At 40.9% G+C, this 13,229-nt stretch carries 10 protein-coding genes and 8 tRNA genes; 14 read left to right on the top strand and 4 right to left on the bottom strand.

The features are described 5' to 3' along the window. Nucleotides 1-10: 10 nt before the first annotated feature. The 3 genes from E0H89_RS06465 to E0H89_RS06455 all read left to right on the top strand — a co-directional run bounded on the left by E0H89_RS06465 (nt 11) and on the right by E0H89_RS06455 (nt 7,144). Entirely contained in the window at nt 11-2,083 is a 2,073-nt protein-coding gene (locus E0H89_RS06465; RefSeq protein WP_131215632.1) for a methyl-accepting chemotaxis protein, read from the top strand. Between the two features lie 173 nt (nt 2,084-2,256). After that, nucleotides 2,257-6,681 (top strand): Hpt domain-containing protein, encoded by a 4,425-nt coding sequence (locus E0H89_RS06460; RefSeq protein WP_131215630.1) that lies wholly within the window; start codon nt 2,257-2,259, stop codon nt 6,679-6,681. A 4-nt stretch (nt 6,682-6,685) separates the two neighbouring features. Beyond that, nucleotides 6,686-7,144, top strand: a complete 459-nt coding sequence (locus E0H89_RS06455; RefSeq protein WP_131215628.1) for a hypothetical protein — start codon at nt 6,686-6,688, stop codon at nt 7,142-7,144. Nucleotides 7,145-7,213: 69 nt separating this feature from the next. Here the strand turns inward: E0H89_RS06455 and dapE are convergent, their stop codons facing one another. The 3 genes from dapE to E0H89_RS06440 all read right to left on the bottom strand — a co-directional run bounded on the left by dapE (nt 7,214) and on the right by E0H89_RS06440 (nt 9,628). Then, nucleotides 7,214-8,350, bottom strand: a complete 1,137-nt coding sequence (gene dapE / locus E0H89_RS06450) for a succinyl-diaminopimelate desuccinylase (RefSeq protein ID WP_131215626.1) — start codon at nt 8,348-8,350, stop codon at nt 7,214-7,216. Between the two features lie 131 nt (nt 8,351-8,481). Then, complete coding sequence (locus E0H89_RS06445) at nt 8,482-8,631, bottom strand: entericidin A/B family lipoprotein (protein ID WP_131215624.1); 150 nt, start codon at nt 8,629-8,631, stop codon at nt 8,482-8,484. A 130-nt stretch (nt 8,632-8,761) separates the two neighbouring features. Further along, nucleotides 8,762-9,628, bottom strand: coding sequence for a DUF1853 family protein (locus tag E0H89_RS06440; protein ID WP_131215622.1), 867 nt, complete (start codon nt 9,626-9,628; stop codon nt 8,762-8,764). Nucleotides 9,629-9,724: 96 nt separating this feature from the next. Here E0H89_RS06440 and E0H89_RS06435 point away from each other — a divergent pair, with 96 nt between their 5' ends. From E0H89_RS06435 to E0H89_RS06385, 11 genes are all read left to right on the top strand, one after another. Then, on the top strand, nt 9,725-10,108 hold the full coding sequence (locus E0H89_RS06435; protein ID WP_131215620.1) for a YbaN family protein: 384 nt from the start codon (nt 9,725-9,727) through the stop codon (nt 10,106-10,108). A gap of 8 nt (nt 10,109-10,116) precedes the next feature. Next, the gene (gene elsL / locus E0H89_RS06430) at nt 10,117-10,647 is read left to right on the top strand and encodes a cell wall-recycling L,D-carboxypeptidase ElsL (RefSeq protein ID WP_131215618.1); all 531 of its coding nucleotides are present in this window, start codon (nt 10,117-10,119) and stop codon (nt 10,645-10,647) included. Nucleotides 10,648-10,935: 288 nt separating this feature from the next. Continuing rightward, nucleotides 10,936-11,011: transfer RNA gene (locus E0H89_RS06425), tRNA-Val, on the top strand. 25 nt (nt 11,012-11,036) lie between these two features. Beyond that, nucleotides 11,037-11,113, top strand: a tRNA-Asp gene (locus tag E0H89_RS06420). Nucleotides 11,114-11,164: 51 nt separating this feature from the next. Next, nucleotides 11,165-11,241, top strand: a tRNA-Asp gene (locus tag E0H89_RS06415). Nucleotides 11,242-11,262: 21 nt separating this feature from the next. Next, nucleotides 11,263-11,338, top strand: a tRNA-Val gene (locus E0H89_RS06410). Between the two features lie 13 nt (nt 11,339-11,351). Next, nucleotides 11,352-11,428, top strand: a tRNA-Asp gene (locus E0H89_RS06405). A gap of 31 nt (nt 11,429-11,459) precedes the next feature. Next, a tRNA-Val gene (locus tag E0H89_RS06400) sits at nt 11,460-11,535 on the top strand. A 37-nt stretch (nt 11,536-11,572) separates the two neighbouring features. Beyond that, a tRNA-Asp gene (locus E0H89_RS06395) sits at nt 11,573-11,649 on the top strand. 91 nt (nt 11,650-11,740) lie between these two features. Further along, nucleotides 11,741-11,816 (top strand) — tRNA-Val (locus E0H89_RS06390). A 74-nt stretch (nt 11,817-11,890) separates the two neighbouring features. Further along, nucleotides 11,891-12,352 carry a DUF2750 domain-containing protein gene (locus E0H89_RS06385; RefSeq protein WP_131215616.1) on the top strand — a complete coding sequence of 154 codons (462 nt, stop codon included), beginning with the start codon at nt 11,891-11,893 and terminating at the stop codon, nt 12,350-12,352. Between the two features lie 37 nt (nt 12,353-12,389). Here the strand turns inward: E0H89_RS06385 and E0H89_RS06380 are convergent, their stop codons facing one another. After that, nucleotides 12,390-13,172: a YdcF family protein gene (locus tag E0H89_RS06380; RefSeq protein ID WP_131215614.1), complete on the bottom strand. Its 783-nt coding sequence runs from the start codon at nt 13,170-13,172 to the stop codon at nt 12,390-12,392. Nucleotides 13,173-13,229: the final 57 nt, after the last annotated feature.

Here is a 13,229-nt window from a genome sequence, read left to right as displayed (position 1 = left end):
GAGAAGCTGGATGGGCTTTAAACTTAAAAAGAAAAATACAGGTGAAGGCAGCAACCCTCAGGTTGGTAATGCTTTATTGGCAAAGATTCAATCACAAACTGATCAATTATCACGTGTATTTGGTGACAGTGAGAAGTCCAAACCCTTAATTCTGGGTGCAGCATTCTGTCTGGTCGTCGCACTATTCCTGTTGCTATATTTATTCTATAGTGTGCCGCGTAACAATGAATTAACACGTAGTGTGGGTGATCTGCGTCTTTTATCGCAGACGATTTCTCGTCAGGCAACTGAAGCAACGGCTTCAGGAACCAAAGAATCAATTGATAAATTAGTACAATCTCAAAAAAGCTTTGCAGAAAATCTTGAAACTGTGAACGATATTCATGCGCATACTCCAGCACTGGATGAAGTTGAAAAGCAATGGAAAGCAGTATCAGATGGTATTGATTTAATTTCTTCTCAACAAAAAATGATTAACCAGCTTTATGATACCAATATTGCAATTGGTGAAACCATTCCTGGTATTCAGGCTGAATATAACTTGATGGTTGACCAAATGGCACGTCAAGATATGCCGAGTAACCAGGTGGTCATTGCGAAAAACCAGGTATTTATTGCAGAACGTATTCTTCGTTCAATCAGTTCGGTATTAACCGGTAGTGATAACTCTCGTGAGTCAGCAGACGACTTTAGTGCCGATACGGAAACCTTTGGTTCTTATCTTGACGCACAGTTGAATGGCAGTGCTGAACTTGGGGTGGAGCGTATTGCCGATCCAGCCTTGCGTGCGTCATTGGAAGGCATCAAAGCTGACTATGATGAGGTATTAAAATCTGCGTCCGCAACAATTCTTAAAAACTCGACTCAAATTGTAAAAGTACGTCAAGCCTCATCTTCAATTTTTGCCCAATCAGATGAGCTATTGGCTAACCTGAATAAGTTATCTGCCGGTTCAAGTTGGTCGGTTACTATTCCTGCACTATTTTTAATCTTGTGTCTAGTCGGCTTTTTGATCTGTGTATTCAAATTGCTTGCATTACGTGGTCATTCAGATAAACAGCGTGTGGCTAACCTGCAAGAAGAATATGACCGTAACCAGAATGCGATTTTACGTTTACTGGATGAGATCGCTGACTTAGCAGATGGTGATCTTCGTTCATACGCAACGGTATCAGAAGACTTCACCGGTGCGATTGCCGACTCGATTAACTTTGCAATTGACCAATTACGTGACCTGGTATCACGTATTACCGAAACTTCTCAAGAAGTTGCGCAATATACTGCCAATACGCAGGGTATTACCAATCAGTTAGCGGAAGCATCTGAACATCAGGCACAAGAAATTGCCGGTGCCTCTGCCGCGATTAACGAAATGGCCATGTCAATTGACCAGGTATCTTCAAATGCAACCGAATCTGCAGTCGTTGCAGAGCGCTCAGTGCAAATTGCTGCCAATGGTGCCGATGTTGTAAACCGTTCAATTGAAGGCATGGACATGATTCGTGAGCAGATTCAGGAAACCTCAAAACGTATTAAACGTTTGGGTGAGTCTTCTCAGGAAATTGGTAACATCGTTGCGTTGATTAACGATATTGCCGACCAAACCAACATCCTGGCATTAAACGCTGCGATTCAGGCATCGATGGCAGGTGAAGCAGGCCGTGGTTTCGCCGTGGTAGCCGATGAGGTACAGCGTCTTGCTGAGCGTTCAGCATCTGCAACCAAACAGATTGAAGGCTTGGTAAAAACCATTCAGACGGATACCAACGAAGCGGTTATTTCCATGGAACAAACAACTTCCGAGGTTGTACGTGGTGCGAACTTGTCCAAGGATGCCGGTGTGGCACTGGATGAAATTCAAAACGTATCCAGCAACCTGGCGAAATTGATTGCCAACATTTCTGATGCGGCAAAACTGCAATCTGCGTCAGCAGGTCATATTGCAACCACAATGAATGTGGTACAGGAAATTACCTCACAAACCACAACAGCAACTTTTGATACCGCACGTTCAGTATCTGAATTGGCAAATATGGCCGAATCGCTACGTGAATCTGTAACTGACTTTAAATTGCCGGACTAAGGTAAGACGAAAGCTTTGGGGTGATGTGCCTGACTTGAGGGTAAGGCACATCAATAAATCACAGATAAAGCATCGACAAGATGAACTTAACCTTATCGTTAGGTCTCGCGTGATGGTGACAATTAAGTTTGAGCGCCCTTCTTGGTGGCAGATAAACGTAAGAAGCCTAAACTATGAAAGAAATATTAAAAAATTTAGTTGAAACGACTACGCTTCCTGAAGATAGTTATCTTGATCAAGATGCAGAAATTTTAGAAATTTTTGTTGAAGAAATCGAAGAAATCTTCGTTGAGTTAAGTACTTTATTTACGACTTGGCTTGAAAATCCCAATGACCAAGAAATCTTGAATACTATTCGACGCCATTTCCATACCCTTAAAGGCTCTGGACGCATGGTGGGAGCAAAATCTGCCGGTGAATTGGCCTGGGCAGTTGAAGACACTTTAAACCGTGTCATTTCGGGTACGATTCCATTAGATACAACAGTTCAACGCTTCGCTCAAACTGTATTCAAAATTTATCAATATAAGTTATATCCAATTTTCAAAACCGTTCAGCTGGCTGATATTGATTTACGACCTTTGGTTTTACTGGGCCAGCAAATACAGCAAAAATTAAGCTTAGAACCTGCTTTGGAAGAATTACTGGATCTCTCTACAACCTTGACTGCTGAAGATGGTGTAACTGGTTTAGAGTTGCATGAAACCCCATCCAGTGCAGTAGAGCAAGAAGCAGTAATAATAAAAGCTTCAGAACAGGCTGCTGAAATAACAGATAATAATGATATTGAAGAAACAGTTGCGATCTTTATTGAAGAAGCTGAAGAACACTTGTTAACGATTGATCAGTTCTTGAAAAATGAACATGAAAATAAACAAGATTATAACGCTCTCATTCGTGCATTACATACCTTGCGTGGCAGTTCATCCATGGCTCAAATCGAGCAGGTTTTTGAAGCCAGTACCAAGGTAGAAAATTTATTCAAAACCTTATTACAAGAAGAAATTGGTTCGACCTCTAAGCAAATGGCTTTACTGATTCAATATGCCGAATTTGTAGGTGATTATTTGCATACCCTGAGACAGGGTGAAATGCAAAAACTTGATGTGATCTATGAAACCTTTAATGATGCCTGGAATAACTATGGCTTTACTTCGGCTGAAGTAGATGAAGGGGTTAATCCTCAAGGTCTGGTTTCTAAGCTAATCGCATTAAATATTGATTTGTTACTCGATGCTGAATTCGAATTTGAAAAACGTGTCAAGGTTGAATATCCGGAATATATTCAGGCTTTAAGTGAACAGGCTCAACATTTATTAGACCATACGGATAATCGTGCTGCTGCTGGCATTCATCAATTTACCCATGAATTAAAGTCAAGTTATGAAGAATTGGTATCAAAGCCAGAATTACTCAATACCGATTATGCCTATGAGTTATTTGGACAGGCACATCAAGAATTCATTCATTTGTTTGATACTTTGGCCGCCGGGCAACGTGTCATTTTGACCGATGAAGTTCAGAAAATATTGAGTGATCTTTCTGCCTTTGTACAGCAAGACCTTGAACAGTTTGAAAATGCTGCATCTGTAGTTAAAGAATTGCCAGTAGCTGCAATAAATACAGCATCAACTACGGTGGATCTTGCACAGATTTCACAAAGAATGCGCTCTGACCGTGCACAAATGCATGCAGCTGATGCAAATAGTGAGTTCGATGCGGATTTACTGGAAATCTTCCTGGAAGAAGCAGAAGAATTGTTGGGTGGTATTGACCAAGATTTAAATACTTGGAGCAAGGATCCATCCAATACCACTGCACTGAATAATTTAATGCGCTATTTGCATACCTTGAAAGGGGGTGCAAATATGATTCAAGCGACTCATATTGGCTTAATTTCCCATGAATTAGAGTCAATTTATGAGCGTGTGATTCGTCAACAAATAACGGTTACGCCACAACTGATTAGTATTATTCGCTTAGTTCAGGATGATGTATCAGATCGAATTCAAATTATTCGTGAAGATAATATTGACTACTCTGGTGCTGAATCGATTGAAATTTTGCGCAATATTCAAGAAATTTCGCAAGGCAAGTCTGCAAGCATGGCTGTGCTGGAAACGGTTGCAGTTGAAAATGTGGTAGCTGAAACTGAGGTGCATGAATTAGCAGAACCAGTAGTGGAGACACTCACTTTAGAGGATGAAATAGAACAAGAGTATATTTCACAAAATGTAGAAGCTGTTGATGATCCTGAGGATAGTATTCGCTTAATTGCAGAAGAAACATTCCTGGAAGAAGCGGAAGAAATTTTAGAATCTACCGATGATCTATTAAAACAATGGTTTGATCAACGAAGCGATCGTAGCTTGCTGCTTCAATTACAACGTGCCGCCCACAGTCTTAAGGGTGGTGCACGTATGATTGAAAATGAACCTGTAGCTGCCATTTCATATCAACTGGAAACCACTTTTGAGCAGTTTGCGGTTCATCATTTTAACTCTAATGTATACGACCTATTATTACAGACCACGTTTGCATGGTTAAAACAGGCTATCTTCGAAGGTGATTACAGTAATTTTGATAGTCTAAAATTAAGTTTGGAGTCAATTGGATTTGTTGACGTAACCGCTCGACTCCCAAATCGTGTGACTCAAGCCGATCTATTATCTGCACCTAAAACCTTTGAATTTGTTCAGGGTGATGGTACTGAACCCCCAGCAATGTTGGGTGAATGGGACTTAAGTTCACAACAAGACAACAGCAATGAAATGATCCGTATTTCTGCCGACTTGGTGGAAAAAATGATCGATTTGTCTGGTGAAAATGCAATTAACCGTTCACGTATTGAAATGGATTTGGGCCAGCTTGGTAATACCTTGAATGAGATGGAATTGGCGATGAAGCGTTTAGCTGACCAGTTACGTCGAATGGAAGGTGAGTTAGAGTCACAAATTATTGCAAAACATGGTTCAGAAAATTCACGTTATGCTGATTTTGACCCATTAGAGATGGATCAATATTCATCTTTAAATCAATTGTCAAAATCATTGGCAGAATCTGCATCCGACTTGGTGGACTTTAAAACGACCTTGTCGGAAAAAATTCGTGATACAGAAGGTCTATTGTTACAACAATCACGTATTCAGGCCGAGATTCAAGAAAGTTTGATGCGTACTCGTCTGGTACCATTTGATCGCATGTTGCCACGTTTACAGCGTATCGTACGTCAAACTTCGTCCACATTGAATCGTCCAGCAGAATTGATTGTACAAAATACTGAAGGCGAATTGGACCGTACCATTCTTGAGCGTTTGGTAACCCCATTTGAACATATGCTTCGTAATGCGATTGACCATGGGTTGGAAGATACTGAATTACGACGCGAAGCACAGAAGCCTGAAGTGGGACGAATTGTCTTAAATATCAGCAGTCAAGGTACAGATGTCCTCGTGTCATTTAGTGATGATGGTAAAGGGATTGATGAATCGAAGATTAAAGAAAAAGCAGTAAGCTTAGGTTTGATTAAAGCTGATCAATTCCTTGATAAGCAGGAAATCCTGCAACTGATTTTTCATCCGGGATTCAGTACCGCAAAAGAAGTTACCCAGATTTCTGGGCGTGGGGTAGGTCTGGATGTGGTGCAAAGTGAAATTAAAGCACTCGGTGGTTATGTCTCTGTTGATTCAAATCTTGGAGAAGGAACCACCTTTACCATTCGCGTACCAACCACAGTAGCAGTAAGTGATGCCTTGATGGTGAAAGCGGGTGATCAGCAATTTGCGATTTCATTGGCTCAAATCGACCGTATTGTCCGAATTTCACCCTCTACTTTGGAAGAATATTTCAATAGTAAAGATGACTTCTTTAAAATTGATAACACCAATTACAAATTACGTTATTTATCCGAGTTTGTTGCAAATCAGCCGTTACCACGTTTAACTAATATTGCGCATTCTTTACCAGTGCTATTAATTAAAGGTAATAGCGGTCAAACCATCGCCTTGTTGGTGGATCAGTTGATTGGTTCACGTGCACAAATTGTGGTGAAACCGATTGGTCAGCAATTCTCGAGCGTTGGGGTTGTTGCCGGAGCAACCATTCTGGGGGATGGTCAGGTCTGCCTGATTCTGGATGGTCAAAATATTGCACGACAAATTCAAGCCACACAGCGCATTAAGCATCTGTCAGAGCAGCGCGATCTGTCCCGTCATAATAATGCACGCCGCTTAATTATGATTGTGGATGATTCAGTTACTGTACGTAAGGTGACATCACGTTTACTGGAACGTCAGGGTTATGACATTGTGACGGCTAAGGATGGGGTGGATGCGATTGAACAGCTTGAAAATGTGAAGCCAGACTTGATGTTGCTGGATATTGAAATGCCACGTATGGATGGATTTGAAGTAACCAATCTGGTTCGACACCATGAAGTGCATCGAGATTTACCAATTATCATGATTACTTCAAGAACAGGTGAGAAACACCGTGAACGTGCATTCAGTCTCGGTGTAAGCCACTATATGGGTAAACCATTCCAGGAAGCAGAATTGCTGAGCAATGTTGAAAACTTGTTAGAAACCAGCCAGGGGTAAATAAATGAGCCAAAATAGTGTTTCAAACTCTGCTGTGAATCAAATTACACAGCAAGAGTTGCATCACCTTATTACCGTGTCGACTGGATTTATCGACGCTTATATTATTGATTGTCATGGTAAGGAGGCGATGGTATTACCACAAAATATCGTCTTGTCAGCCCTGGATAGTGCCACGCAAGTTCCATTTGTGGAATGGCATGAACTTAAGCTACCCGTCTATGCGGTGAATAATCCTGAACAGAAAACAGGTGTGGCTTTGGTGATTGAAGGCGATGAGGTGAGTCAACGTTTTGCCCTGATGTGCAATGAGATGCCAAGAACCATTCGTCTACGTATCTCTGAAGTAGTTGACGATGAAAGGGATTTAATTGACCCTGCTGTATTTCAATATGTACGTATGGCAGATCAAGTTTTTCATATCCCTAATTTGGCGCAAATTCAAACCTCGTTAGGATTGTGATTTTAACAAGTAGCTCATCTATCATTCATAAAAAAAAGGAACTTTAAAAGTTCCTTTTTTATTGGAATTTTAGTGGGCCAATAAGCCTTCTAAAATTTGTTCATAAATTTCAGCAAGCGGCTCCAGATCAGCCACATTCACATGTTCATCAATTTGATGGATACTGGCATTTAAAACACCTAACTCAAGCACTTGAGCACCGGTAGGGGCAATAAAACGGCCATCTGAAGTCCCGCCGCTGGTTGAAAGTTCAGTTTCAATACCTGTCACATTACGAATCGCATTTTTTGCAGCATTCACCAGTTCACCCACTGGAGTCAGGAACGGTAAACCAGAAAGTGTCCAGTTAATATCATAATCCACATTGTGGCGGTCAAGAATTTCTAAGGTACGTGCCTTGAGTTCATCTGCCGTGACTTCAGTTGAATAGCGGAAGTTAAACAGTAAGTTCATTGTGCCGGGAACGACATTGGTTGCACCGGTGCCGGCATTGATATTTGAAATTTGAAAAGAAGTTGCAGGGAAGTATTCATTGCCATTGTCCCAAACTGTATCGCAAAGTTCGGCCAAGGCTTTAGATGCGGTATGAATGGGGTTAATCGCAAGGTGAGGGTAGGCAACATGCCCTTGTTTGCCTTTAACGGTTAAATTGGCATTTAACGAACCACGACGACCATTTTTAACAATGTCACCTAATTGATTGGTGCTTGATGGCTCACCCACGAGACACCAGGTCATTTTCTCATTGCGGGCTTCTAAGGCTTCCACGACTTTTACCGTTCCGTTGATCGATGGACCTTCTTCATCAGAAGTAATCAAAAATGCAATGGAACCCTTATGATTGGGATGTTTTGCAACAAAGCGTTCAGAGGCAACCACCATCGCTGCAAGCGCAGTTTTCATGTCTGCACTGCCACGACCATAAAGCTTGCCATCACGAATTTCGGGTACAAAGGGATCCGAGTTCCAGTCATCTAAGCTGCCTGTTGGAACAACATCGGTATGACCTGCAAAACATAAAACCGGAGCTTCAGTTCCTTTACGTGCCCATAAATTATCGACATCTTCAAAACGCATCGGTTCAATATTGAAACCAATTTTTTCTAAACGATCCGCCATAATGGTTTGGCAGCTATGATCGATCGGGGTTACAGAAGGCTGACGTAACAATTGTAGGCTTAAATCAAGGGTAGCGGAAGATGTCATGCGATTTTCATAAGTCGATAAATTTGTCAGCACTATAATAGGCGAATATGCGCTTGAATGTGAACGACTGCGATAAAATTGCCATAAAAAAACCCTATCTAGGATAGGGTTTCATATGTACTAATAACGAATTAGTTTTTGCGGATTTCGTCAGAAGTTTTTTCAGCAGTATGGGTTACGGCATCTCCAGCTTTGGATACATCTTTACCCATGCCTTTAAATGTATTACAACCAGTTAAAACAAATGCCATAATAAGGGAAGTTGCTAGAATTTTTTTCATCATCATCTCCAAGTAATTCATTATTTTGATGTGAGTTTAGGTTAAATAATACCTGACGTAAAAAATATGAGTTTTTCATGGTAGAAAAGTAATCAATTGTTATAAAAGTAGACATTTCTCATAAAGTTAATCATTCAACTCTTTGAGAAAGCAGCGGTGCATGTCTGAACATATAGAAATTGGGCTTATCTTTTTGCAGATATAAACCATTGATCCACCAGTGTGCAGTTTCACTACTTACATGGGAGGCTGGGCAGATCCACTCTTGTCGTTGCAAACGATAAAAATGTGAATTTTGAGGAGGAATATAACTTCCCCAATAGCCTAATCGCCGTTTGAGATTGACCCAAGGTGGAATGATTTGCTGTGTAGGTTCAACAGGAAGATAGAGTTGACCTTTTAACACTGCATAGCGTCGCTCAATCTCATATTCAAGTGCATCTTCAAATTGAAATTGTTTTTGGCTAAAATGATTTAATTTTCGAACTAAAGTATCGCTACGATTTAAGCCATACCAATATGCCAAGGAAAAATCCCGTTCAGCCAAGTAATATTTTAAGGCCACTTCCCAATGTTCAACTTGATTGGTTTCGGTATTGAGTAATAGAAAATCAAGTTCACCCAAGGTTTTAGCACCCGCTATTTTCTGAATACTATGGCCGAGTACTTTATAAGGATGATAGTTTTGATCCAGCAGCCAAAACCAGATAAACATTTCAAAGCGTAAACCTAAACGGGTGCTTTTAAGTTGCTGTAAAAAGACTTCCAATTCTTGAGGATGCTGATCTAAATAAAGCAATCTTGAATGATAATGCTGAAAATGCTTTGTCCATGTTTTACTGGCATGTAATTGAAAAGAATGCTTAAGCACCAGTTCTGCTGGAATAGCAGCTAAAATATTCGGACTAGCTATACAAAATGCCAGTTGCCGGACCAGTAAATTTTTAAATTGAAGCCAAGGTTCATCAAGATCAGACGCTTGATTTAAAACAAACATAGAAACACCTAGCGCTAAATTAAAAAGTGCAGAATTACAACGGATAATCTGCAAAAACACTTTATACTACCGCAATTAGTCATGTAGGGCAGTGCTATGAAGATGTTGTTTTGGCGGAGTTTGGTGATGATCTTTGTCATCCTGGGCTTTATCGGTGCGCTTTTGCCGGGTATGCCAACAACAGTCTTTCTTATTTTAGCTGCCTGGGCCGCCTCAAAAGGCTGGCCGCAAATGGATGCCTGGTTGCTCAATCATCCTAAATATGGAACAACTTTGCGATCATGGCGTGAAAATGGCACGGTGCCGCGTAAGGCAAAATGGTTCGCCAGTATCATGATGTTGATTAGCGCCATCATTATGTTGTTTACCAATGCGCCGTTATTGGTCAAAGTATTTACCAACTTGATCATGCTTTCGGTTTCCATTTGGCTGTGGCTACGTCCTGAACCTTCGAATGAACCGATCAAAGAAGCAGAGTAATATCCACCATGTCATATACCTTAGCACAAGCAGATGTCTGGATTGATTTAGCCGGACAAACTTTAAGCTTGCCAAAACATAATAAATTTTATGTGATTTCTTCAGGTAAGAACGGTATTGGTGAACAAGAAAACTCAGGTAAGACACCTCGGGGCTGGCACAAAGTCGCACTCAAATTTGGTCACAGCGCACCTAAAAATGCAGTTTTCAAAGCGCGACAGGAAACCGGTGAAGTCTATGATGATGCATTGGCGACCCAATTCCCTGAACGGGATTGGATCCTATCCCGTATTCTCTGGTTAAGCGGTTTGGAAGAGAACTTAAATCAGGGGGAGGGCTGTGACACATTTAAACGTTATATTTATATTCATGGCACTCCAGACACCGAACCGATGGGTATTCCCATGTCACATGGTTGTATCCGGATGCGCAATGAAGATGTGATTGAATTATTCGATCTTATTCCTGAACAAGCATTGGTTTTTATTTCAGAATATAGTTTGAATTTAATTGACGGTAAAATCCGCACAAATATCTAAAGCAACATATTAAAAGCTGAAAAGTGAAAACTCTGCTATGTATATGGGTAGAAAATAGCATTATTTTCCAGTCGTTCAAAAAGCTTGAGCGTTTTTGAGTCAAAACCAAAGCATGAATGTATAAGTTTTTGCAGAAAATTCTAAATAAATTACAGAAATTGTTTGTTTTTATAGCGATTAACCTATTTTTTAATCACTCAAACGCAAAATACCAAAAACAGGCAGAAAAGCGTTTGACAGGCTGGATAGATTCTCTATAATGCACCACACAAACGATGAAGTCGTAAAGGGCGCTTAGCTCAGTTGGTAGAGCGTCTGCCTTACAAGCAGAATGTCGGCGGTTCGATCCCGTCAGCGCCCACCAAGCCTTTACGTTAAATGTTTTAAGTGCAGCGGTAGTTCAGTTGGTTAGAATATCGGCCTGTCACGCCGAGGGTCGCGGGTTCGAGTCCCGTCCGCTGCGCCACTTAATTCAGATAACAAGTTGTTTGTACTTTAATAGCGATATTATGTAAGTGCAGCGGTAGTTCAGTTGGTTAGAATATCGGCCTGTCACGCCGAGGGTCGCGGGTTCGAGTCCCGTCCGCTGCGCCATTTACATGATAGACCTTTTAAGGGCGCTTAGCTCAGTTGGTAGAGCGTCTGCCTTACAAGCAGAATGTCGGCGGTTCGATCCCGTCAGCGCCCACCAGATTTTTTGCGATGCAGCGGTAGTTCAGTTGGTTAGAATACCGGCCTGTCACGCCGGGGGTCGCGGGTTCGAGTCCCGTCCGCTGCGCCATCCTTAAAATCGAAAATGCAACACCCTTTAAGGGCGCTTAGCTCAGTTGGTAGAGCGTCTGCCTTACAAGCAGAATGTCGGCGGTTCGATCCCGTCAGCGCCCACCATATCTTCGGATATGAAACTTATTTATAAGTTTGCCGTGCAGCGGTAGTTCAGTTGGTTAGAATATCGGCCTGTCACGCCGAGGGTCGCGGGTTCGAGTCCCGTCCGCTGCGCCATTTTCTAGATTCCTTGTTCTAGATCATGGTTACATCCAGCAAGATTTCTTTCTTGCGTCATAAAAATAGCCATGCTATTTTTATTCCTCAAGGGCGCTTAGCTCAGTTGGTAGAGCGTCTGCCTTACAAGCAGAATGTCGGCGGTTCGATCCCGTCAGCGCCCACCATATATTATCCTTGCTCCAATCCCATTTTTTTCATAGAATCTTACGACTATAATAATTTAAAAAAATTAAAAACTATGAGAAATCCATATCAACGCAAGGCTGCGTCAAAGAATCAAAATATCGTCTATAATGCTCAAGATATTTATAAACAATTTATTGAAACCATCGTCGTTCAAGGTTCTATCAGCGCATTATATGATGACGGTTGGGCTTTATGTGCCACTCCTACCGGTCAGCGTGCTTTCGCCGTTTGGCAACATAAAAGCCTGGCAAAATTATTAATTAAAGATAATTGGGAAAGATATCAAATTCAGGATATTTCACTAAAAGATTTTGTCGAAAAAGTTATTCCTTTTTTGCGTCAAGAAAATACCTGTATATCGATGGATTTAACGCCAGAAGGGCAAAATGTTCTGGTTGCACCGGAAAAATTATTATTAGACATAAAAAAATATCTTTATCGGATTTATTTGCAAAAACCAGAATTATTCAAAGACGCCAGGTTGCCTTTGCCACGTAATATTCGTTTAAATTAATGAGTCAAATCAATGATTCCTAAATTTCTTTAGCAATTTAATATTCGTTGAGTAACCAGCCACTGATAAAAGCAAAGTATTCTCTTAACCAGGAATTGTAGCGAATATATAAAGGTGTCGAAGCACTTTGGGCTAGAATGTTTTGATAGCCTTGATGTCGGGCTATGGCTTTGGCACGTAAAATATGAAAATCACTGGTTGCAATGACGATGGGCTGATCGAGGGTAATGTGATGTTCCAAAAGTAGGGTTTGAGCATTACGCAAATTCTGTTCAGTGCTGCTACTTTGATCTTCTAATAGAATGCGAGATGGCTCAACCTGATGATGTTTTTGGATGTATTCAGACATTACTTCAGCTTCAGTCATCCGCTCTTTAAAACCTAAACCGCCAGTCATCACTATGATTGTTTGGGGATAGTGCTTGGCATATGTTGCGGCGACCTCTAAACGTTGTTTTAAAGTAGGGGAAGGTTGTCCATTTTCTATACCACTCCCCAATACAATAATTGCGGCTGCTGGCTGTGGAGTAAGATTTTGCTGAATTGTATATTGTAAATAAACGAAAAAAATCAGTAATGTACCAAGCCACATAAAGAATCCTGCCCAAGTACAACGCCATATAGTCTGTCGTAATTTACTGATTTGGATAAATTTTTGAATCCACTTAAAACATATGGCATACAGAATGAACCCGATACCGATAATAACAGGAAGAATGATTCCAAAATGGATTTTATCGAGTGATAGTAACCATAAACCATCGAGTGCCAATAAGCTGCCTATGATAAGGCTGAAGCTACGTTTTAGAGGATCAGACATAAGAGGGTTCTGTATGAATGTTGCTGTTAGTTTAAACAATTTGGATGTTTTAAGTAT

It is taken from the genome of Acinetobacter sp. ANC 3781, assembly GCF_004331285.1.
Classification (GTDB): domain Bacteria; phylum Pseudomonadota; class Gammaproteobacteria; order Pseudomonadales; family Moraxellaceae; genus Acinetobacter.
This window is presented reverse-complemented; position numbering and strand designations above follow the sequence as displayed.

Excerpts from the sequence above, each read along its gene's own strand:
- dapE (WP_131215626.1), bottom strand. The coding sequence starts at position 8,350 with ATGACATCTTCCGCTACCCTTGATTTAAGCCTACAATTGTTACGTCAG.
- E0H89_RS06380 (WP_131215614.1), bottom strand. The coding sequence starts at position 13,172 with ATGTCTGATCCTCTAAAACGTAGCTTCAGCCTTATCATAGGCAGCTTA.
- elsL (WP_131215618.1), top strand. The coding sequence starts at position 10,117 with ATGTCATATACCTTAGCACAAGCAGATGTCTGGATTGATTTAGCCGGA.
- E0H89_RS06455 (WP_131215628.1), top strand. The coding sequence starts at position 6,686 with ATGAGCCAAAATAGTGTTTCAAACTCTGCTGTGAATCAAATTACACAG.
- E0H89_RS06460 (WP_131215630.1), top strand. The coding sequence starts at position 2,257 with ATGAAAGAAATATTAAAAAATTTAGTTGAAACGACTACGCTTCCTGAA.
- E0H89_RS06445 (WP_131215624.1), bottom strand. The coding sequence starts at position 8,631 with ATGAAAAAAATTCTAGCAACTTCCCTTATTATGGCATTTGTTTTAACT.
- E0H89_RS06465 (WP_131215632.1), top strand. The coding sequence starts at position 11 with ATGGGCTTTAAACTTAAAAAGAAAAATACAGGTGAAGGCAGCAACCCT.
- E0H89_RS06385 (WP_131215616.1), top strand. The coding sequence starts at position 11,891 with ATGAGAAATCCATATCAACGCAAGGCTGCGTCAAAGAATCAAAATATC.
- E0H89_RS06440 (WP_131215622.1), bottom strand. The coding sequence starts at position 9,628 with ATGTTTGTTTTAAATCAAGCGTCTGATCTTGATGAACCTTGGCTTCAA.
- E0H89_RS06435 (WP_131215620.1), top strand. The coding sequence starts at position 9,725 with ATGAAGATGTTGTTTTGGCGGAGTTTGGTGATGATCTTTGTCATCCTG.